Annotated in this window: 21 protein-coding genes; 8 read left to right on the forward strand and 13 right to left on the reverse strand. The window is 67.1% G+C overall.

The annotated features are described in order from the left end of the window. Window positions 1-44: 44 nt before the first annotated feature. Window positions 45-2540 carry a beta-glucosidase gene (locus tag QF038_RS19950; protein WP_307612593.1) on the reverse strand — a complete coding sequence of 832 codons (2496 nt, stop codon included), beginning with the start codon at window positions 2538-2540 and terminating at the stop codon, window positions 45-47. Next, window positions 2541-3851: an MFS transporter gene (locus QF038_RS19955; RefSeq protein WP_307612595.1), complete on the reverse strand. Its 1311-nt coding sequence runs from the start codon at window positions 3849-3851 to the stop codon at window positions 2541-2543. It abuts the gene before it with no gap. A 109-nt stretch (window positions 3852-3960) separates the two neighbouring features. Between QF038_RS19955 and QF038_RS19960 the strand changes: the two genes are divergently transcribed. Next, window positions 3961-4554, forward strand: a complete 594-nt coding sequence (locus QF038_RS19960; protein WP_307612596.1) for a TetR/AcrR family transcriptional regulator — start codon at window positions 3961-3963, stop codon at window positions 4552-4554. 28 nt (window positions 4555-4582) lie between these two features. On the opposite strand, the gene QF038_RS19965 is transcribed toward QF038_RS19960, so the two are convergent. Continuing rightward, a complete protein-coding gene (locus QF038_RS19965) occupies window positions 4583-4798 on the reverse strand; it encodes a hypothetical protein (protein WP_307612597.1) in 216 nt (71 codons plus the stop codon). 109 nt (window positions 4799-4907) lie between these two features. Between QF038_RS19965 and QF038_RS19970 the strand changes: the two genes are divergently transcribed. The 6 genes from QF038_RS19970 to QF038_RS19995 are packed head-to-tail and all read left to right on the forward strand — an operon-like array spanning window position 4908 to window position 9230. Further along, complete coding sequence (locus QF038_RS19970; protein ID WP_307612599.1) at window positions 4908-5513, forward strand: helix-turn-helix domain-containing protein; 606 nt, start codon at window positions 4908-4910, stop codon at window positions 5511-5513. After that, window positions 5506-5970 carry a B3/4 domain-containing protein gene (locus QF038_RS19975; protein WP_307612601.1) on the forward strand — a complete coding sequence of 155 codons (465 nt, stop codon included), beginning with the start codon at window positions 5506-5508 and terminating at the stop codon, window positions 5968-5970. Before QF038_RS19970 ends, QF038_RS19975 begins: the two co-directional genes overlap by 8 nt. Then, window positions 5967-6092 carry a hypothetical protein gene (locus QF038_RS19980; protein WP_307612603.1) on the forward strand — a complete coding sequence of 42 codons (126 nt, stop codon included), beginning with the start codon at window positions 5967-5969 and terminating at the stop codon, window positions 6090-6092. The genes QF038_RS19975 and QF038_RS19980 overlap by 4 nt, the downstream gene beginning before the upstream one ends. 1 nt (window position 6093) lies before the next feature. Further along, window positions 6094-6996, forward strand: a complete 903-nt coding sequence (locus QF038_RS19985; protein WP_307612605.1) for a DMT family transporter — start codon at window positions 6094-6096, stop codon at window positions 6994-6996. Window positions 6997-7027: 31 nt separating this feature from the next. Then, window positions 7028-8074 (forward strand): LacI family DNA-binding transcriptional regulator, encoded by a 1047-nt coding sequence (locus tag QF038_RS19990; RefSeq protein ID WP_307612607.1) that lies wholly within the window; start codon window positions 7028-7030, stop codon window positions 8072-8074. A 49-nt stretch (window positions 8075-8123) separates the two neighbouring features. Further along, a complete protein-coding gene (locus tag QF038_RS19995; protein ID WP_307612609.1) occupies window positions 8124-9230 on the forward strand; it encodes a GTP pyrophosphokinase family protein in 1107 nt (368 codons plus the stop codon). An 11-nt stretch (window positions 9231-9241) separates the two neighbouring features. On the opposite strand, the gene QF038_RS20000 is transcribed toward QF038_RS19995, so the two are convergent. Then, window positions 9242-9445, reverse strand: coding sequence for a hypothetical protein (locus QF038_RS20000; protein ID WP_307612611.1), 204 nt, complete (start codon window positions 9443-9445; stop codon window positions 9242-9244). A 106-nt stretch (window positions 9446-9551) separates the two neighbouring features. After that, on the reverse strand, window positions 9552-11111 hold the full coding sequence (locus tag QF038_RS20005) for a carboxylesterase/lipase family protein (RefSeq protein WP_307612613.1): 1560 nt from the start codon (window positions 11109-11111) through the stop codon (window positions 9552-9554). Between the two features lie 167 nt (window positions 11112-11278). On the opposite strand from QF038_RS20005, the gene QF038_RS20010 reads away from it, so the two are divergent. Continuing rightward, window positions 11279-12349, forward strand: a complete 1071-nt coding sequence (locus tag QF038_RS20010; protein WP_307612615.1) for a quercetin 2,3-dioxygenase — start codon at window positions 11279-11281, stop codon at window positions 12347-12349. An 83-nt stretch (window positions 12350-12432) separates the two neighbouring features. On the opposite strand, the gene QF038_RS20015 is transcribed toward QF038_RS20010, so the two are convergent. From QF038_RS20015 to QF038_RS20050, 8 genes are all read right to left on the reverse strand, one after another. After that, entirely contained in the window at window positions 12433-13674 is a 1242-nt protein-coding gene (locus QF038_RS20015) for a DUF3500 domain-containing protein (RefSeq protein ID WP_307612617.1), read from the reverse strand. Next, a complete protein-coding gene (locus QF038_RS20020) occupies window positions 13652-15400 on the reverse strand; it encodes an FAD-dependent monooxygenase (RefSeq protein WP_307612619.1) in 1749 nt (582 codons plus the stop codon). Before QF038_RS20020 ends, QF038_RS20015 begins: the two co-directional genes overlap by 23 nt. Next, a complete protein-coding gene (locus tag QF038_RS20025; RefSeq protein ID WP_307612621.1) occupies window positions 15400-16257 on the reverse strand; it encodes a fumarylacetoacetate hydrolase family protein in 858 nt (285 codons plus the stop codon). Before QF038_RS20025 ends, QF038_RS20020 begins: the two co-directional genes overlap by 1 nt. Before the next feature lie 51 nt (window positions 16258-16308). Continuing rightward, window positions 16309-17178 carry an alpha/beta hydrolase gene (locus QF038_RS20030; RefSeq protein ID WP_307612624.1) on the reverse strand — a complete coding sequence of 290 codons (870 nt, stop codon included), beginning with the start codon at window positions 17176-17178 and terminating at the stop codon, window positions 16309-16311. Between the two features lie 147 nt (window positions 17179-17325). Then, window positions 17326-18324, reverse strand: a complete 999-nt coding sequence (locus QF038_RS20035; protein WP_307612625.1) for a bile acid:sodium symporter family protein — start codon at window positions 18322-18324, stop codon at window positions 17326-17328. A gap of 76 nt (window positions 18325-18400) precedes the next feature. Beyond that, on the reverse strand, window positions 18401-19630 hold the full coding sequence (manD, locus tag QF038_RS20040) for a D-mannonate dehydratase ManD (protein ID WP_307612628.1): 1230 nt from the start codon (window positions 19628-19630) through the stop codon (window positions 18401-18403). Between the two features lie 45 nt (window positions 19631-19675). Next, on the reverse strand, window positions 19676-20665 hold the full coding sequence (locus tag QF038_RS20045) for a sugar kinase (RefSeq protein ID WP_307612630.1): 990 nt from the start codon (window positions 20663-20665) through the stop codon (window positions 19676-19678). Next, complete coding sequence (locus QF038_RS20050; RefSeq protein ID WP_307612632.1) at window positions 20662-21363, reverse strand: bifunctional 4-hydroxy-2-oxoglutarate aldolase/2-dehydro-3-deoxy-phosphogluconate aldolase; 702 nt, start codon at window positions 21361-21363, stop codon at window positions 20662-20664. Before QF038_RS20050 ends, QF038_RS20045 begins: the two co-directional genes overlap by 4 nt. Between the last annotated feature and the right edge of the window lies 1 nt (window position 21364).

A 21364-nucleotide genomic window follows, 5' to 3' on the forward strand; every position in this document is an offset into this window, starting at 1 on the left:
ACCCGATGAAAATCAGGTCCCGCCCGGCTTGTCGGCGGCGCTGTTTAGCGCAGTTCGATGTCCAGCGCCTGGAAGTCGTCGGCTGCGTGGCGGCCCACCAGGAGCCGGAACGTGCCCTGCTCGAAATTCCAGCCGCCGTCGTAATGGGCGAATGCCTTGGCAGTAACACGGACCTCAACTGAGCCCGCGCCGCCGGGAGCAAGGTGGATGTCGGCAAAACCGGCGAGCCAGCGGACCGGTCGCTCCACCGCGGAATCCGGGCGGTCCAGGTAAACCTGCACCACTTCCCGGCCGGTGCGGTTGCCGGTGTTTCGGACGGGGACATGAACCACTACGTCCTGCCCGGCAGTGACGTACTGCGGCGCGTGTGCTGTTCCCAGCTCGAAGGTGGTGTAGCCCAGCCCGAAACCGAACGGCAGGGCAGGAGCGGCACCCCCGGCAGCTTCCTGCTTCAGCCAGGCGCGGTAGCCCACGTGGATCCCCTCCGAGTAGACCACTTTGCCGTCAACCGGCGTGGTGTTCAGGACGGGAACATCTTCCAGCGTGGCGGGCCAGGTGGTGGGGAGGCGACCGCCCGGCTCCTCTGCTCCCAGCAGGATGTCCGCGATGGCTGAGCCGAATTCCTGCCCGCCGAACCAGCCCAGCAGCACGGCGCCAACCTTGTCCAGCCAGGGCATGAGGACCGGCGAGCCGGAATTGACCACCACGATGGTGCGGGGGTTGACTGCAGCGACCGCCTCGACGAGCTGGTTCTGGAAACCCGGGAGGTCCAGGGTCTTGCGGTCGAAACCTTCGGATTCAATGGCTGCGCTGGTGCCAACCACCACTACGGCAACATCTGATTCCCGTGCTGCGGCCACGGCGGCGTCGATTTCCGATTGCGGATCCGCAACAACCGTTTCCTCGCCCAGCAGGATGGCTGTGAACGGGATGACCTGCTCGCGGGGCAACTGGTACTCCGCCTCTATCCGGACGCTCTGTCCGGCTGCGGTTTCGATGGGGTGGACCGTCTTGGGCGGGTCAAAGAGGGCGGCGCCGAGGACATCCGTGTCATCCTCGATCGCTCCGTTGAAGACCTCGGATCCATCCAGTGAGAGCCGGATCTGCCCCACGGTGCCCACGCCGAGGTGGTGGATGCCGGCCGTCTCCGCGGTCCACTCGGCCGCCATCCGGATTGCGGCGGCACCCTCAGGAATGCCCACCCCGAACCAGATCAAATGCGAGGCAAGCCGGTCCTCCCCCGAGATCACCGAGCCGTCGGCGGCGAGGAAGGAAACACGCATTCCGGGCACCCCGGACACATGGTTCCACAGGGAAGCGCGCGGGAAAGGCTGGAGTCCTTCGGCCACCTTGGCGCCACGGACGTAGCTGACGTCCGCGTTGGCTGGAAGGGCGGCACGCAGCCCGTCCAGCGGCGAGACGGTGTACCTGGGCATCACCGTGGCGCTGCCGCCGCCCTGGGTGCGGGCTTCCTGGGCGTTGTGGCCGGAGACAGCAATGCTGCCCAATTGTGCCGCGTCCAGTGGGAGGAGCCCGTCCTGGTTCCGGACCAGCACGGCGCCGCGGACAGCAACGTCCCGGGCCACGGCCGCGCCGTTGAGCTGGGCGGGAAGGTCGGTGACGGCAGGAGCGAAGCCATCAAGCGAGCCCACGCGGGCAGCAAGGCGCAGGATGCGGACCACCTTTTCCAGGATGGCGGCCCGGCTCACCCGCCCGTCCTCGACGGCGGCGAGCAGTTTGGGGCCCCAGTGGCCTACCGGGCCGGGCATTTCCAGGTCCTGGTGGGCGTTGGCGGCCTCCACGGAGCGGACGCCCGTCCAGTCCGAGACCACAACGCCGTCGAAGCCCCATTCCGTGGACAGCGGCGTTTCCAGCAGTTTGTTTTCGCTGGCGGTGGTGCCGTTGATGGAGTTGTAGGAGCTCATCACCAGCCAGGCGCGCGCCTCGATGATGGCGTCCTCGAACGCGGCGAGGTAGAGCTCGCGCAGCGGACGCTCGTCAACAACGGAGTCTGCGGTGAAGCGCTCCGTTTCGGCCTCGTTGGCCAGGTAGTGCTTGGGCGTTGCGCCCACGCCCATGGACTGGACGCCGGCCACGTAGCCGGCGGCCATCACGGCGGTGAGCCGGGGGTCTTCGCTCATGCACTCGAAGTGGCGGCCGCCCAGCGGTGAACGGTGCAGGTTGATGGTGGGACCCAGGACGGCATGGACGCCCTTGCGGCGGGCTTCCTGGCCCAGCACCTGGCCGTACTTGCGGGCCGTTTCGACGCTCCACGTGGCAGACAGGGCGGACGACGACGGCAGGGAAATGGAGTCGTGCCGCTCGTCGAAGTCTTCGCCCCTGACGCCGGACGGGCCGTCGGAGAGCACCACACGGGAGAGTCCGATGGCGGGGAGGGCGTGCGTGGCCCAGACATCCGCACCCGTCAGCAGCTGGATCTGCTGTTCCAGGGGGAGGCTTTCGGCCAGTTCGCGGATGCGCGCCTCGGCATCCGGTGAGCCTGCGGGCGGAGCGGTCACGGCCGGGGACAGGGTGTTCATTTATTTGACTCCTTTGATGCGGGTGACGAGGACTGCGCCGATGATGCCGACGACGGCCCCGCCGATGAAGAGGGCCGGGTAGCCGCCAAGGGTGATCACGGGGAAGGCGATGGCGGGTACGAGGGACTGGGGCAGGGCCTGGGCGATGTTGAAGACGCCGAATGTCTTCGCGTTCTCGCTCTGGTTGGCCGGCAGGAGGTCGGCGATGAGGGCGACGTCCACTGCGCCGAAGCAGCCGAGACCCAGACCGGCGATGCCTTGGCCAACGAGGACCTGGCTGGTGGTGGTGCTGGTGGCGATGACGATCAGGCCGAGCATGATGATGATTGCCGAGGCGATGACCAGGGCCTTGCGCTTGCCGATCCGGTCGCTGATCCACCCGCCGGCCAGACTGGTGAGGACGGTGCCTGCGGAACTGACGAGGGTGGCCTGGAACACCAGGGCGGTGACGTCCGCTTCGGCCACCTTGAGGTGGTCGATGAAGAAGTACGGCAGGTACAGCAGGCTGGCGCAGTAGCCGATGTAGACCAGGAACTTGGTGAACCAGGCCCAGCCCAGCCCCGGGTAGGCGCGCGGGTTGAAGTAGAAGGAACCCAGGATCTCCCTCATGTTCAGGGGAACGGGCTTGTCCGTGAGGACCCGGTCCTTGAAGGTAAAGGCGAAGGCGATGGCCAGTACGGTGCCGATAATGCCGGGCACCACGGCCATCTGCAGTGCATTGTCGAAGAGCTGCGCCAGGAATGCGGCGGCAACCAGGCCAACGGGAAGGGTCATCCCGATCAGGCCGGACAGGCGTCCGCGCTCAGCGGGGGCCGCCTGGTCAGGAAGGGTGGCCACCAACGCCGCGAGGGCAGCGTTGAAGCTGAGCTGCGTCAACACCCAGGCAAGCAGCACGCCGTTGACGTCCGTGGCCGACCCCAGCAGGAACAGCGATGCCAGGCCGATGAGCGAACCACCGACGATCCAGGGCTTGCGCATGCCGAACCTCGAGGTGGTGCGGTCGCTGAGCCTGCCGAAGAACGGATTGGCCAGCAGTGCCACCAGGGCTCCGACGCCCGCCACCAAGCTCAATGCGCCTGCCCGTGTATCCGGGGTGGTGATTTCAGCAACCTTGATGGCAAGCACCACGAGTGCGGGTGCCAGCACGGCCATCCAAAGTCCTGCGCTTGCGATGGGCATGCCGATGACGTAGGCACGGGGGGCCTTTGCAGGCCAATCCGGTGAACTGACGGCGGTGCCTGCGTTGCTGCTGGCCAGGGCACCGCCGGCCGCAGAAGCAGCGGGATCCTGGGAAATGGTCTTTTCGGCCACATTGCCTCCTGATCAAAGCGACCCTCCGTTGGGCCGTGAAAAGGATCATATACACAAAAACCTAGTAAGACTAGGTTTTTATAGGAGACGCTTGAAATAAACTGTCGTGATGCCAACATCCAAGCCGCGGGGCCAGTACGCCAAGGGAGCGGAGCGCCGGGAGCAGATCATCAGGACGGCCACGGATGTCTTTGCCACAGAAGGGTTCGAAGGCGCGGCCTTGAAGCGCGTAGCCGAGCTCGTGGGAGTCAAGGAAGCAACGCTCTTCCACTACTTCCGCGGGAAACAGGAACTGCTGACAGCCGTCCTGGCGGAACGGGACCGGCGGGGCATGGAGGCAGCAGGGGGCGAGGCTGGACTGCGGCTCCTCGCGCCCGTGGCGGAGCGCAACCGGAAGGAACCGGGCCTCACCACCCTCTACGCAGTGGCTTCAGCCACGGCAAACGATCCCGGGCACGATTCCCACGCCTATTTCCAAGACCGTTACGCCCTGCTGGTGTCGGAACTGGGTGCGGATATCCTCCGACGGCAGGAGGCGGGTGAAGTGCGCAGTGACGTGCCGGCGGAGATGCTGGCGCGGCTCGTCATTGCGGCTTTTGACGGGCTGCAACTGCAGTGGCTGTATGACAAAAACGTTGACATGGCCAATGGCCTGACCCAGCTCATCGACGTGCTGATGGCGCCGCCCTCAGGGGCCAGCTAGAAGATCCCCGCCGTTCAAAGCTGCCGCATCAGGGCTCGCCGGCGCCGGAGTCGCCGGCCTCCTTCTCGTCCTCAGCGTCGTGGCGCTCGGCCTTGTGGCGCGCTTCCTGGAGGTGGTGCTCCAGCTTCTCTTCGGCGTCCCGCCGGCGTTGCCCGACGGTCCTCATCTGCTGGGTGGTGGGTGCTGCGTGTGCGTGCTGGTGTGGACCAAGGTCCCGCGGGTTCCCTCGGCTGGTGTCGCTCATAAGGGCATCGTCCCACCGCGGACGCCGTTCAGGAAGACCTGCAGCACCTGCCGTCAAGAACGTCATATCTGATTTCACTAGTGCACTCAAAGTGCAGTATGATGCACTCATGGATAAAAGCACATCTGCCCTTGCCGTGGCCATCGGCGGCCGCGTACGCCAGGAACGGCAAGCACGGGGATGGACCCTCGACCAGCTCGCGGACGCCGCGGGCGTCAGCCGCCGCATGGTGGTCAACGTGGAGCAAGGCACCGCCAATCCCAGCGTGGGCACCCTGCTTCGGATCAGCGATGCGCTGGGCATTGGACTGCCGGCGCTGGTGGATGCCCCGCGGCCCAAGCCCGTGACCGTCACCCGGAGTGGTGACGGGGCTGCCCTGTGGAGTTCTGCCGCCGGCGGCCGCGGCGTGCTGGTGGCCGGAACGGAGTCACCGGATGTGGTGGAGCTGTGGGATTGGACGCTGGGCGCGGGTGACCAACATGAGAGCGAAGCCCACGCTCCGGGCACCAAGGAACTGCTTCAGGTCCGCCAAGGGTCCCTTACTGTGGTGGTGGCCGGCGAGGCCTATGTTCTCGAGGCCGGCGACGCCCTCTCCTTCCCTGGCGACGTGGAACACTCGTACGCCAATGACGCGCAGGAGCCGGTGAACTTCTCCCTGGCTGTCTTCGAACCGGGCGTGGGATCGGCGCATCACAAGGAGGGGCCTGATGCATGACACCCAGGTGCTCCAGGAATTTTTGGCTGGCGCGTGGGTTGATTCCGCCGTCTTCTCGCTGCGGCCCGACTACCGGGCCGTCCTGCTGGCGGTGGACGGGCTGGTCCCTGGCGCCAGTGATCAGGCCAGCGAAGAACTGCTGCAGGAAGCGGAAACAGCAGCCCGCGCAGCACTCGATGGCAGGGCGGTGGAGGAACTTCCGCATGTGGCTGCCTGGCGTGAGACGTACAAGGCCTTCGGGGCCAAACCGCAGCGGACGCGCAACAGCCTGGAGGCACTTCTCCGCCGGGCAGCTTCCGGCCTGCCGCGGGTGAACCGGCTCACCGACCTTTACAACGCGGTCTCGGTGCTTCACCAGGTTCCGCTGGGCGCTGGAACTGGCGCCAGGGCCGCCGCACCCAGCTCCGCGATGGCACCACCAAGGCACTGTTCATTCTGGACGCCCTTGAGCCAATGACCGACGACGCGCTCAACGCCGCGGCCGACGACCTCGCCGCCCGGCTGGAAGGGCTGGCCCCGGACGTTGCCATCGCCCGCCGTCGCCTGGCCGCACCCCATAACTACAACGAAGGAAACTGAGATGACCCAGCGAAGCGACTCATTTAGCATCCCGGTCCCGCCGTGGGGGCTGGCGGTCACGGCGATCCTGTCGGTCCAGCTGGGCTCGGCCCTGTCCGTGAACATGATTGAAACTGTGGGACCCGCCGGAACTGCGTGGTTGCGCCTGAGCATGGGCGCGGTCATTCTCCTGGTGATCGGGCGCCCGCCGCTGCGCTCCATCCGGCGTCAGGATGTGCTCCCGCTGCTGGGCCTCGGGGTTACCACGGGGGTGATGACCGTAGGGTTCCTCGCCGCGGTGGAGCACATCCATCTGGGCACCGCCGTCGCGATCGAATTCCTCGGTCCGTTGACGGTGGCTGCCCTTCGCAGCCATAACCGCAAGGCCCTCGCCTGGCCCGCTTTGGCGCTGGTGGGCGTGGTGTTGCTCACCCAGCCGTGGCAGGGCGATTTCAACCTGGTCGGTGTGGCGTGGGCTGCGCTGGCCGCCGTCGGCTGGGGCTTCTACATCCTGCTGACGCAACGGATCGGCGACCGGTTCACCGGCATCGGCGCGCTCACGCTCACCGTGCCCATCGCCGCAGTGGCGGCCGCCGTCGTCGGGATTCCCCAGGCCGCCGGGCACCTCAGCCTGGACATCCTGGCCGCCGCGGCCGGGCTGGCCATCCTGCTGCCGGTGCTCCCGTTCGCCCTGGAAATGCTGGCGCTGCGCAGGATGACGCCCACCGCGTTCGGAACGCTGATGGCCCTTGAACCCGCCGTCGGCGTCCTCCTGGGGCTGCTCATCCTGCATCAGCAGCCGTCGGCCGTCCAGGTTGTGGGGATCCTGCTGGTGGTCTTCGCCGGGGCAGCCGCCCAGCGCGGTGGCCGTCGGCCGCGTAAGGAGCAGGAAGCCAGCCCGGCCGACCTCGATTTCGTGGGCTGAACCGCCAAGGTCCAGCTACTACCATCGAGGTATGGAATCCGCGGAACAGGTGCAACAGCCGGCGCGTTCGCAGCGGATCACCGCGGCGATGGTTGCCGCCCGGGCCGGCGTCTCCACGGCCACTGTCTCGCTGGTGGCCAACGGCAAGACGGCGGGCCGCGTCTCCGAGGACAACATTTCCCGGGTGCGCGACGCTATCGCCGAACTTGGCTATGTGGTGGACGGCATCGGCAGTTCGCTGGCCAAGGGCGTGAGCTCGATTGTGATCCTGGTGGCGCCGGATATCTCCAACCCGTTCTTCGCCAAAGTAATTGCCGGGGTCCGCGAGTCCCTGGGCTCCCAGTACCAGCTGCTGCTCTCCGTCACGGACGCGGGCGAGTTCCCCGAGGCCGACGACGTCCGGCGGCTCATGTCGCTTCGTCCGGCCGGGCTCCTGGTGGACGCACCCAACGCAGGCTTCCTCGAGGACCTTGCGTCGCCGTCGCCCCTGGTGCTGCTGGACGCCCCCGGGCTGGCGGGATATGCGCCGTCCGTCAACCTGGACGTGGCCAGCGGAGCGCGGGAACTGGCGGCGCACCTGGCGGAAGCCGGGCACCGGGAAGTGGCGTATGTGGACAGCGTCACCGGCACTGAGACCTTCGCCCTCCGGCGCGACGCCTTCCTGGACGAGGCCGCCGCCCGGGGCCTCAGCGTGGGTGCGGGCCGGATCATCAGCACCACTATCGACGTCGGCGCATCGGCTGCCGCATTCGCCAATGCCTGGCCGGCGTGGCAGCGCGAGGGGGTGACCGCCGTCGTCTGCGGTACTGATACGCACGCCTATGGCGTACTGCAGGAGGCGCGCGTGGCCGGGGTGCGGATTCCGGAGGAACTGGCGGTGGCCGGCTTCGATGACCTCCCCTATTCGGCCACGAGCAATCCCGGCCTCACCAGCGTCCATCTGCCGGCCACTCCCCTGGGCCTGAAGGCTGGCGAGCAGCTGCGCCTGCTGATGGAGGGGAAGCCGCTGGAGCAGAACGAGGTCACGCTGGAGAGTTCACTGGTGGTGCGTGGCTCCACGGCTGCCGCGGAACGCTGAAGGTTACCGCCGCCGTCGTTCTGTCAGTGCCCGGCCGTAAGCTGTGATTATGCCAAGTAACTGGGAGAACCTGGACGCGGACCTGCGCGAGTCCGTGCAGCGGAACGTGGAGATCTACGAACGCGTCCGGCCTGCCCTGAAACTGGTCACGCGGGATGTCCTGCTGCTGATGCGGGACATGCTCAAGGACAGCGAGGTCACCCCGCTGTTTGTCACCGGACGCACCAAAACCGTGGAATCGTTCAAGGAGAAGATCTCCCGGATTGAGGAGCCGCTGGAACCGGGCGGCCCGCCGGTCCTGAAATTCCCGGACCCGTTCCGAACCTTGAATGACATGGTGGGCATCCGGGTCATTACCAAGCTGCCGGCGGAGAATGCAGCGGTGGCCAACATCATCAAGCGCCAGCGCCAGCTGTTCGACTGCCGAGGGGACCGGGAAAAGGACATCGGCTCCATCGAGTCCGGCACGTACGGGTATTCAAGCCGGCACCTGATCCTGCGGACCATCCAGAACGAGGCCGTGAAGGAATACCAGCAGGTCTTCAACCCGGATGCCCAGCCCAATGGCAGCTACTTTTTCGAGTGCCAGATCCGCACGATTTTCGCGCACGCGTGGAGCGAGATCGAGCACGATATCCGGTTCAAAGCCGAGGACCCGCGTGCCTGGACCCCGCACTTCGACCGGCAGTTCACCGCGACTGCCGCGATGCTGGAAACGGTGGAAACCGCTTTTGCCGACCTGCATGAGCGGTATGAGGAAGTGCGCAGTTTCTGGGACACCGAGGGCGAGGGCGCGGCGCCGCTGACGCCCAACCGGATCCGGGACGTGTGGCGCACCCTGCTCCCGCACGTGGACCGTAAAGTGGACGACGATTGGGGCTGGGCCGCGGAGCTACTCGCCGCGCATGGCCTCAACCAGACCATGCAGCTGGCAGGGCTGCTCAGCGCCAACCGCATCACGGAGGTGCGGAAAGCCCTGGACCACCGCTACTCCCCCGGCCCGGACCGGCTGCTCGATGACCTGCTGCTGTGGCAGTACGGCACCAAACACATCGACCTCACCGCGGAAGCGCCCGACGCCGTCCCGCACCCCCGGCGCGACAGCCTCCTGCGGCGGCTCAAGCAGATTGAGCGGTACAGGCTGACGAAGAAGTAGGGTTTGCGGACTCAGCGCTTGTCGCGGTCGGCGAATTCCTCGTCCAGTTCGTAGTGGCGGAACTCCGTTTCAGGGTTCGGTTCGCCGTCAACCACTACTTCGTGGTCAAGCTGGCGTTGGACCTGGCTATCCAGCACCTGCAGTTGCTGGTCCGGGACATTTTCCAGGTCCTCCGGGAACGCGTCTGCCGGGGTAAGGTGCAGCTTATTATTCATGTGAGCCCGCCAATTTCATGCTGGGAGTGGTTGGTTCAGTGTAGCGGTGCGGGGGTGAAGGTAAGCCCCCTTTTCTGCTCTGGATTAGGTGGCCTCCCTTCTGCTGTTAGGCGCGATGCTTCGACGCCGGCAATCCCGATACTTGGCGCTCAAGCACCTCCCGCAATTCCCCGCGCGGATCCTCTTCCCCGCGTTGCTTCTCGTCCAGGATCATCGTCCTGCGTGCGCGCCCGTAGTCCGGCCAGTCCGGCATGCGCGGAGCATCAGGCCGGCCGCTCCGGGCAAAGCTCGCCCACGCCGTGCTCATCATGTCGCTCAGGCCCTGCGGCGCCAGGCCGCGGGTAAGGAACTCCGCCTCCGGGGACGCCAACTGCCGGAACACGAATGGGATGTCCAGGGCGTGGCAGGCGCCGAGCTTCCCGCCCATGGCCGGGCTCCGCCACGTGAAGAGATAGGCGAAGTTGTTCCCGGCCGAGCCTTGCCGGGCATCCAGCAGCCGGTTGCTGGGCTGCCGGTACACGACGTCGGAAATGGCGGCTTCCAGCAACTGCTTTCCGCTGGGCTCGGCGCCTAGAACCGAAGCGAGCGCCCGGGCATACTCCGCCTCGAGCCCGGGAGCGCCAGAATCGGCCAGCACCGCCGCGGCGCGTTCAGCATGGGAGGGCTCCGACGGGTTCTTCGGCCGCATTTCCACGGCAAAGGACCCCTCGTTCAGGTTTGTCCCGACCAGCAGGTCAACCTCGGAATTCAGCCCGCTCCGCACCGCTTCCAGCGGCGGCACCGGCAGCGACGGCGTCCCCACGGTCGGCTGGAACGGCAGCGGGACGGCGAACGTTTGCGCGCCAAAGCGCTGCACCAGCTTCTCCTGGGCTTCGAGCAGCCGCTCCACGGGAAGCGTCAACAGGTCCTGCGCAGCATCCAGCCCGCACAGTGACAGGAACTCACTGCTGATCCGGGAAGAATCTTCGCCAGTCCGGTACCTTTCGGCGGTTCCGCTTTGTATGATCGCCCGCCGAAACAGCCCCTGCGAAGCGGGCATTCCCAGCAGCGTCCCCACCGCCGCAGCACCCGCCGACTCACCAAAAAGGGTCACGTTGTCCGGGGCACCCCCGAACGCCGCGATGTTCCGTTTGACCCACCGCAGTGCCTCCAGCACATCCAGCAGGGCAACGTTCGAAGAGTCGGCATATCCGGCACCCAGCAGCTCAGCCAGGTGCAGGAAGCCCAGCGCACCCAGCCGGTAGTTAATGGTCACCACAACGGTGCCCGTGGCAGCCGCGAGATTGCCGCCGTCGTACATTGCGTCACTGCCCGAGCCCGACACATACGCCCCGCCGTGCACCCACACCATCACCGGCAGGCCCGAACCGCCCGCGTCAGGGGTCCAGACGTTAAGGTTCAGGCAATCACTCTCGCTCCACGTGCGGGGCTTGCGCCCGGGAGGAGCCGGCATCTCCGGGTTCTGCGGCGCCGCAGGCCCGGGCACCGTGGCATCAAGGACACCGGCCCAGCCAACAGCAGGGACCGGCGGCAGGAAACGGCGCGGACCCGCCGGAGAACCGGCATAGGGAATCCCGAGGAAACGGCTGACCTCCCGCCCTTCGACGATGGCAGCAGCACCGCCGATGCTTCCTTCAGCGATGGTGACAGTGGGAGGAAGGCTCATGCCGGCAAAACTCCTGGTGGCGTAGGGACAAGTGCCAGCATCGCAGCTTCCAAAGCAGCAGCACACTGGCCTTTCATCCATTGGAATTCCGGCTCCTGCCCAACGCAAGCAGAGGCAATGATGGAGGTCACATCCCGGCGCAGCCGGACGACTGGAAAGAAGGAACCATGTCCCTCAGCGTGGAGGAAATGAACCAGCAGCTGCCGGTGGCCAACACCCTGCCCGGCGAAGCTGTCCCCTACTACATGGCGTCGGGCGAAGGCGCACGCTACGAGATCAACGGCCAGCTGGTCACGGTCATCGCCCGCGCGGCGGACACGGGCGGCATCTTCAGCGCCGCCTACATCTCTGGCGGCATGGGTGCCGAATCGCCGTTCGTCAGCCACACGGTGGAACACAAGACCCTCTACGTCTTCGACGGCATCCTGCACGTCTGGCTCCCTGGTGAAAGCCGTATCCTCACCCCCGGCGACTCCGTGGTGATCCCGCCCAACACACCCCACGCCTACCGCATGGCAAGCCACTACACGCGCTTCCTGAACTGGATGACGCCGGGCGGCGCCGAGGCCTACTACGAGCGCGTCGGCACTCCCATCGACTCCCATATCCCGCCCGTCCGCGCCGGCCGCACGGCCAGCCTCCAGGAACAGGCTGAGATTGGCGCCGAGTTAGGCATCACCTTCCCTGACGTTGAGCGGGTGGAGCCCTCCTTCAAGCACGACGCCGGCCTGCCGCCCACGCTGAGCCCCTACTTCCTCAGTGCCCACGAGGGTGAGCGCCTGGTCAGCTACCAGACCATGTTCACCTACCTGTCCCGGCCCGCCAACACCGGCTCGAACTACTTCGCGGTGCACACCAAGGGCGCCAAGACCCCGTACATCCCGCTGCACTTCCACGAGCAGCACACGGAGAACTTCCTGGTCACCGAGGGCCGCATGTGGCTCTACGCCAACGGCCGGGAGATGCTCCTGACCAAGGGCGACTTCGTCCACGCCCCCGCCGGCACCATCCACTCCTTCGCCCTGGACTCGCACAACACCCAGATGCTGGGCTTCCTCACGCCGTCGGTCTTCAACGGCTTCTTTGAGTACTTCAACAAGCCCACCGAGGACCACATGTACACCGAGGGCGGCGAGCCCTACATGGACATGGAAGGCTTCGGCCGCGCCCAGGCCGAGATGGACCTCACCGTGGTGGGCCCGCCGCCGCAGCGCCGCGTGGCCCTGGACATCTCCTAGCCCTCCAGGAAAACCAATGGCCCGGACTTCCGAAAGGAAGTCCGGGCCATCTGCTTTGTAGCGTCCAGTCGCCAGCGTCGAGCTTAGCTGCCGGCGAGCGCCTGCTTGAGCAGTGCGCGGCCGTAGTCGTTGCCGTTGGGGGTCCGGACCACGGTGTGCATGTGGAACGGGGCGGGCGCGTCGTTGCTGAGGAACACTCCGGTGTGGTGGTCGAGTTCCAGGACCACCACCGGACTCTGCAGCCGGAAGTAGAAGGCTTCTTCCCCTTCCCAGCCGCCGATCCAGCTGAAGAAGGTCTCGCTGTACCGCTCCTGGATCTCCCGGCGCCGGGCAGCCCGGGGCCCGTCCGGCAAGTACGCGATGAAGTCCTCCACCACCGCGTCGAGGATGGTCCGGGCTTCGGCTGGCATGTCGGGCACCATGATGCCCTCGTACGGGATCACCCGGTTGTCCTGGAAGCAGCCGCCCAGGTGCCGCTCGTCGCCGGGGTGGAGCCGGCCCTCGGGCATCGCGGGATCAACCATGGATTCATACACGGTGGCCTCTGCCCGCAGTTCAGCCGGAAGCGCCGCCATCAACCCGCGTGCCAGGGCGATGCGCTCCTTGAACACCACCACGCCCTGGTACGGCCCGGCATCGATGACATCCGGTTCGGCGCCCATAAACACCGGTGAGATCACCAGCTGCGTTCCAACCACCAGGCAGTTCAGCGCAGCGTGGTGGCCGAACAGCTGCCACCCCCACGGCTCCGTCTCGGACGGTTCCCCGTACAGCGCGAAGTTGTAGCTGAACTCGTTCATCAGCAGCGGCAGCTCCACCAGTTCACCGAGGAAGCCGTTGATCCGCATGAGGTTCCGGACCAGCTCAAACCCGGCCGGGCTCAGGGATGCTTCCACCACGGCGAATACGGCGTCGCGCAGCGGCGCGTCCAGCTCGTCGAGGCGGAGTCCGGTGTCGTGCTGCATAAACTCGGGGTTCGCCCAGCTCTGCCATTCGGGCGCGTCCACGGCGTAGCCCAGCCTGGACGCCTGCCCCGGGGTCAGTGCGTCCAACAGCTTACGGGCCGCAGCCGCCATCTCCGGGGTGGGCGCCTCCTCCCCTGCCCGCGCGGGGGCGAGCGGAAACAGCCCTGGGCGGAGGACGCCGTTGTTCGTGATGCCTTTGAACGGCTGCGGATACAGCTTCTTCCAGCCCTCAATCATGGGCCCGGCGAACGAATCCCTGGTGGCCGCTTCGGCGTACTCGCGCGCGTCCAGGCCGCGGATCTCGGCCACGCGCGGGTGGTCGGGGGCAAAGAGGTAATCACGGAACGATGACGCGGACACGGGCTTCCCCTTCCTGTTCGGTGTGCTGGTTCTGGTCCAGGTCTTCTGCCGGGTGCCGGCCTGCCGCCACCGACAGGGCCGCCGCTGCCGCCTCCGCCGAGCTCCCGCGCCAGGCCACGTGCTGGTCCGGGCGGACCAGCACGGCGTGGGCTCCCCATAGTTCGGAGGGTGGGGTCCCGTCGTCGAAAGGCCCGACGGCGGCAATCGCCACCGGGATGCCCTTGCGTTTCCCAGCGTCCACAACGGCGGCAAAGACATCCTGGGCCGGCCTGCCGGCAAGCGCCTCGGCGTCCACGAGCAGGGTGAAGTCCCGGCCCAGCAGGTTGTACACGGAGGCGGATTCGTCAAGCCAGGCGTGCGGCAGCAGGGCTCCCGGGCTGGCTGAGGGTACGTACACGATGGGGTCTTCCACCGGGGCCGGAGACCCGTCCGGGACCACCCCCGGCGAGTCCCCGTAGGCGTAACCGAGGACCAGGCCCAGGGAGTCGAACTCGCTCTGCTTCACGGCCAGGGCTTCGTGCGCCGCTTCCCGGGCTGTGGCGCCGGCAGGGCCGTCGGCCAGGAGCGCCGGATCGGCGAAGTGGTAGGCGAGCGCTTTGCCGTTGCTGGCGGCGTCGTTGATGGTGCGGGCCGCGACGGGGCGGCGTTCCGCCTCGTAACTGTCGAGCAGGTTTGCGTCCGCCCAGCCTGTGACCACCGCTGCCAACTTCCAGGCCAGGTTGGCGGCATCGCCCACGCAGGTGTTGAAGCCGTGCCCGCCCCAGGGCGGATTGAGGTGGGCGGCGTCGCCCATCAGGAACACTCCCCCGCGGCGGTACTCCGGAGCCAGCAGCATGCGTGCCGTCCAAGGATCGGTGGCCAGGACCTCGATGTCGACGTCGGCGCCCACCAGGGAGCGGACCATCCCGCCGGCCTTGGCGGTATCCACTGCCTCCTCCGGGTTGACGCCCTGGATGATGGCCCACCAGGTACCGTCCAGGTCCATGGGCCCCACCATGCCCGAGGTGTCCGCGCCGACCACCCAGTACTGAACGGCCGGGTCCAGGTTCACTGCTGAGGCCAGCCCTTCGGACCGGAACAGGATGCTGATGTTGGACAGGGCCGCGGAACCGCCTTCGAGCCGGATCCCCAGGCTCCGGCGCACGGCGGAGGTGGCGCCGTCGGCACCGATGACATACTCGGCAGTGACGGTGCGCCTGGCACCGGAAGCATCGGAGACCACGGCGGCGTAGCCGGCATCGGAAGCCTCCACCGTTTCCACGCTCCACCCGGTCATCATTGTGACCAGCGGTGAGTCGGCAACGGCGGCACGCAGCACTTCTTCCAGGACGGGCTGCGGGACCTGCTGGCCGCACTCCGGCTGGGGGCCGTAGCGGCCGGGCACCAGCTGGAAGGCGTCCCGGAACCGGCGCAGCTCGTGTGCGCCGGGACCGGTGAGTCCGGTACAGAAGCTCACGTCCTGGGAGTAACCCACGGGAAGCGGGGAAGCGGCGCGCAGCGCGTCCGCGAGGCCAAGCCTGCGCAGGTGCGTCATGGTGCGGGCGTTGGTGGTTTTGGCGCGCGGCCGGGCGTGGTCGACGGCGTCGCGCGGCTCGATCACCAGGCTGGGGATGCCGCGGGAGGCGAGGTCCAGGGCCAGGAACAGGCCGCTGGGACCGCCGCCCGAGATCAGGATCTGCACCTCCGCAGGGATGTGCTCCGGGGAGGCGAAACGGTGGGTAACCATCAGGCACGGCTCCGCAGCGAGACTTCGCCCACCGGGGTGGTCAGCGTGCCGAGCTTGTCGATCTCCACCTCGACCGTGTCGCCGGGCTGCAGCAGCCACTGCGGGGTCCGGGCGTAGCCCACCCCTTCGGGCGTGCCGGTGGCGATGACGTCGCCCGGGTGGAGGGTCAGGGTCCGGCTGATCAGCGAGATGATGGCCGGAACGGAGAAGATCATGTCCCGGGTGTTGCCGTTCTGCACTTCGGTGCCGTTGACGCGGGTGCGGACCTGCAGGCCGTCCCGGAGGTCACCTGCCTCGTCCCGGCTGACCAGGGGTCCGAGCGGGCCGGTGAAGTCACCGTTTTTGCCCAGCGTCCACTGCGTGGTGAGCTTCTGGGCGCGACGGGCGGTGAGGTCGTTGAAGGTGGAATAGCCGAAGACGGATTCCGCAGCCTCGGCCTCATCCGCAGACTCGACGCGGCGGCCGATGTAGGCGGCCACTTCGCCTTCCCAGTCCAGCCCGTCCTCCCCGGCCGGTACCGGAACGGGGACGTTGCCCACGGAAAGCGACGCGGTCCAGCGCCCGAACAGCGTGGGATAGGGCGGCAGGTCCTGGTCCTTGTAGCTGCCTTCGGCGGCGTGGGCCTTGTAGTTCAGCCCCACGCAGATCACGCGGGCGGAGGCGGGGACGAGCGGCACTTCGGTGACGCTGCCGCGCTCAACCGAGGTGCCGGCGTCGGCCGCCAGGGTGGCTGCCTTGTCCTGCCAGCCCGAGGGGTCCGCCCAGAATTCGGTGACGGGCGCGAGCGGGACGAGGCGCGACTCCACGAGGGCCGCGGCCCAGGATTCGCCTTGGTGAGTGATGCCAACAAACTGCATGGAAGGGCCTTTCAGGTCTTGCCCGGGGCTGGGTGCCCGGGATGAATCAGGTCAGGGTTTGGATGCCTGACGGCGGAAAAAATCAAGGGTGGCGTCGGCGGCCCTTGCCGCGGCGGCAGGGTCCTGCCCCGGCAGTTGCCACATGTGGTCGGCGCCTTCAATCAGCAAAAGTTCGACGTCGGCGCCCGCGGCTTCCAGCGCCGCGGCCAGGGTGGCGGACTGGGCCGGCGGGACGAAGCGGTCCGCCGTGCCGTGCGCCAGGAAGAACGGCGGGGCGTGGTTGCCCGCGTAGGTGAGGGGGCTTGCGGCGGCTGCTTTGTCCGGCGCTTTGGCCGGCTGGGCCCCCAGGAGGAGGGCCTCGCGCGAGCCTGGATCGTCGGCGCTGGCGACGGCATCCGGGAGGCGTTGTTCACCCATGTGGAGAAGGTCGGTGGGCGGGTACCAGGCAGCGACGGCGGCAACGGCGTCGCTGATGCCGGCATCAGCACTTGCGTATTCCGCTGACCCGGCGGTCAGCCCCACCAGGCTGGCAAGGTGCCCGCCGGCAGAATCACCCCACGCGTAAATCCTGTCCGGGTCCACCTTGTAGGAGGCGGCATTGGCACGGACCCAGCGGACCGCGGACTTGGCGTCCAGCAGCTGGGCCGGAAAGTGGGCCACGGAACTCAGGCGGTAATCGGCGGACGCCACCACAAACCCGGCGTCCACCAGACGTTCGATGGGGCTCAGGCCCAGCATGTCCACTTGAGGGCCAAGGGAGGAGCGGCCACCCACCCGCCATCCGCCGCCGTGGAAGTGGACAATTGCCGGCAAGGCACCGGCCTGCTCCTGGTTTGCCGGAAGGTAGAGGTCAAGCAGCAGCGGCGCTGAGCCCTCGGGGTGGGCGAACTCAACGCCCTTCAGAACCCGCCCTGCCGTCATCGTTGACTCCATGTCTTACCGCGCCGTTTCGTTCATGCGCCGGGCCACCAGTGTGGACCGCGTCACTATTCAACTTTCGCGCACAGGGAGTCAGCTCCGCGTTGCCGGTTTCACTGAATGAAACAGCTTCGGGAGCACTGGCTTTGGTCAGCCCTTCGCGTCACCCAGCGGGCGGCGGGCCAGCCAGGCGGCCACGATCGCGCCGGAGATGTTGTGCCACAGGGAGAACACGGCCGACGGCAGCGCAGCGAGTGGACTGAAGTGGGTGGTGGCCAGGGTGGCTGCGAGGCCCGAGTTCTGCATACCGACTTCGAAGGCAAGGGCGCGGCGGGCCCTACTGTCCAGGCGGCCGATCTTGCCGGCGAGGTAGCCCAGTCCCAGTCCGAAGCCGTTGTGCAGCACCACGGCCAGGAACACGATGGCGCCGGCCCCGATGATCTTGCTCGCGCTGCCGGCCACCACAATGGCCACGATCAGGGAAATCACGACGGCGGAGGCCCAGGGCAGTGCCGGCAGCACCTTGGCCACGAGCTTCTTGAGGAACAGCCGGGCGAGGAGGCCGGCCACCACCGGCAGGAGGACTGTCTTGGCGATATCCATGACCATGCCTGCCGCGTCGATCTGCAGGTAGGAACCGGCGAGGAACAGGACCAGCAGGGGTGTAACGATCGGGGCGATGAGCGTCGAAACAGAGGCGACTGCGACGGACAGGGCCACATCGCCCTTGGCCAGGAAGGCCATCACGTTGGAGGCGGTGCCGGACGGCGCGCAGCCCACCAGGATCAGGCCCACGGCCAGCTCGGGTTCCAGGTTCAGGGCGAGGGCGATCAGCCAACCGGCGCCGGGCATGATCACGTAGTGCGCCACGATTCCCAACGCAACAGCCCAGGGGCGCTTGGCGACGGCCGCAAAGTCCGGCGGGGTCAGCGTGAGGCCCATGCAGAACATAATGATGCCCAGCAGGTAGGGAACGCTGGGCGCCATCGGCTTGAAGACCCCGGGCGCCAGGAAACCAACGATGCCTGCAACAACCACCAGCAGCGGAAACACCGTCACCGCGACGCGGGCGATCCTGCTTTCTGCGGCCAGGGCCGGGTTCAGGGGCGCTTCTGTGGGGGTGTTCTGGGATTTGGTTGCCTCAAGCATCCAACCATGCTGGCACCAGGCGGTAGTCCGGTGCCAGTTCGTGACTCCACCCGGTAACAACCGCTGCGCTACAGCCTCACCAGTCGTGGACCGTTCCGTCGATGAGGCGGTTGTAGGGCAGGTAAGCCTGCTGGTAGGGGTAGGCGGCTGCGGCTTCTTCGTTGAATTCGACGCCGATGCCCGGCTTGTCGCCCGGGTGCAGGTAGCCGTCCACAAAGCTCATGGATTGTTCGAAGACCTCGTTGGTCTTGTCCGAGTGCTGCATGTATTCCTGGATGCCGTAGTTATGGATCGCCAAGCCCACGTGCAGCTGCGCGGCGAAGCCCACCGGGGAAATGTCCGTGGGGCCGTGGAAACCGGACTTGATCTGGTACTGCGCGGCAAAGTCCATGACCTTCTTCAACGGGGAAATCCCGCCGAAGTGGGTGGAGGCGGCACGGACGTAGTCGATCAGCTGTTCCTTGATGATGGTCTGGTAGTCCCACACCGTGTTAAAAATTTCCCCGATCGCCAGCGGGGTGGTGGTGTGCTGGCGGACCAGCCGCAGCCCTTCCTGATTCTCAGCCGGCGTGCAGTCCTCCAGCCAGAACAAGTCATACGGCTCCAGGGCCTTGCCCAGCTTCGCGGCCTGGATCGGCGTCATCCGGTGGTGCCCGTCATGCAGCAAAGGGATCTCCGGGCCGAACTCGTTCCGGACCGCCTCAAACACGCTCGGCAGGTGCCGCAGGTAGGCGCGGGTGTCCCAGTCCTCCTCCACCGGGAACGCCCCCCGCCCGGCCGGTTCGTAGTCGTACCGCTCCCCCGAGGCCTGCGCCTGCGCGGCCACACCATACACGGCCTTAATACCCGGGACGGCGGTCTGGATCCGGATCGACTTGTACCCGAGCTCCAGGTGCTCACGAACAGAATCAAACAGCGACGGCAAATCAGCGCCCGAGGCATGCCCGTACGCGCGCAACCCGTTCCGGGACGCCCCACCCAGCAACTGGTACACCGGCATGCCCGCCAGCTTGCCCTTGATGTCCCACAACGCCATATCCACTGCAGCGATCGCGGCCATCGTCACCGGGCCCCGGCGCCAGTACGAGGACCGGTACAGAAACTGCCAGGTGTCCTCGATCCGGTGCGGATCCTTCCCGATCAGCAACTGCGCCACATGCTCCTTCAAATACGCGGCAACAGCCAGCTCACGCCCGTTCAACGTGGCATCACCAATACCGGTCACACCATCCTCGGTAGTGATCCGGAGCGTCACGAAATTCCGGGAGGGACTGGTCACAAAAACGTCGGCAGCAATGATTTTCACAGCAGATTCAGGCTTTCTTGATCGGAAGGGGTCAGGATGCAGGGGTCAGCGTTGGGTGGTTCCGCTGGGGGTGGTGCCGAGCAGGGCGAGCTCCGCCCGGCGGGGAAGACCTTCCCAGTCCCCGGTAGTGCTCACGGCGAAAGCCCCCATCAGGGCGCCCCGCTGCAGCCGGCCGGCCACGTCCTCGCCGTCGAGCAATGCGGACAGGTAACCGGCGGTGAAAGCATCTCCGGCACCCACCGTGTCGATGCTGGTGACAGGCACAGCCGGGGCTTCCCAGCGGCCGTCCCGGGTGTGGACGCACGCGCCGGCGGCACCGCGCTTGACCACAACTTCGCGCACTCCCAGTCCAAGGAGCTGGTCAGCCATAGCCGCTTCCTGCGTCTCAGGGTCCTGGCTGCCGTCCGGCGGGATGGCTACCAGGTCAAGCTCGTCGCCGGAAGCAATAAGGATGGTGGCGTACCGGGCGAGCGGCGTGAGGGCCTCCCGGGCCTCGTCGCGGGACCACAGTTTACTGCGGTAGTTAACGTCGAGGGACACCACCAGCCCGTTGGCCGCGGCGCGTTCGGCCGCGAATTCCACGGCCTTCCGCGACTCAGGACTGAGCGCGGGCGTGATGCCGGTGAGATGAAGGATGCGGGCGCCCTGTTGCAGGGCACGGTCCACATCCTCACGGCTGAGCGTTGATCCGGCGGACCCGGAGCGGTAGTAGAAGGCGCGGGTGACGTCGGCCGTGCGTTGTTCGAGGAACATCACACCGGTCGGGCGCGATGGGTCCTCGCGCTGCTGCAGTTGCACGCCCTCGGCCCGGAGTTGGCGGAGGATGAATTCGCCATGCGGATCTGCACTCACCACCCCTGCCCACCTTGCAGTGTGGCCCAGCCGGGCGACTGCCATGGCCACATTCGATTCGGCACCCGCAACATGCATCGTCAGGGCGCCGCCCGCGGACAGCGGTCCGGCCGAGCGCAGCGAGACCATGGACTCACCGAAGGTCAGGAGGTCCACGTCAGGGAGCCCGGCATCGGCAGTCACCGTTGGCCCTCCGTGGCCCCGCCGCCGGACCCGGCAGCCAAGGCAACAAAGCGGCGTGCGCGCTCCCGCATGGCGGCGAGGCCGCCGCCGGATGCCGAATCACCGAAAAGCGGGCCACCTAGTCCGACGGCGATGGCACCGGCGGCCCAGTATCCCGCCGCTTCATCGGGCCCCACGCCGCCTACCGCTATAAAAGGGATGTCCGGGAACGGATCGCGGACTGCCTTGAGATACCCTGGCCCGCCAATGGAAGCGGGGAAGAGCTTCACCGCCGTGGCACCGCGGTTCATCGCTTCGAAGGACTCGCTCGGTGTCAGGGCCCCGGCCAGCACGGGGATGCCCCGGCCCGCTGCTTCTTCGATGGACGGTGCGAGGGACGGCGTCACCATGAACTGGCCGCCCGCGGCCGCAACGTTGTCCACGTCCTGTTTCGTCAACACTGTTCCGGCACCTACGAAGCAGTCGGCAGGCGCCGCAGCCCGCACCTCACTGATGGCATCGAGGGCCCCGGGGGTGGTCAGGGCGATTTCGACATATTGGAAACCCTCCTCCATGGCGGCGAGGGCCGCCTTCCCAGCTGCCGTGCCGTCGTTTCCCCGTACGATCGCCAGCAGCCGGGTCCGCCGCACGCCGGCCAGCAGTTCCTCGGGGGCCAGGGTGTTCTCCATCAGGGCCTTCTCCTTCATAGGGGTGCTCATC

This window comes from Pseudarthrobacter sp. W1I19, assembly GCF_030817835.1.
Lineage (GTDB): Bacteria > Actinomycetota > Actinomycetes > Actinomycetales > Micrococcaceae > Arthrobacter.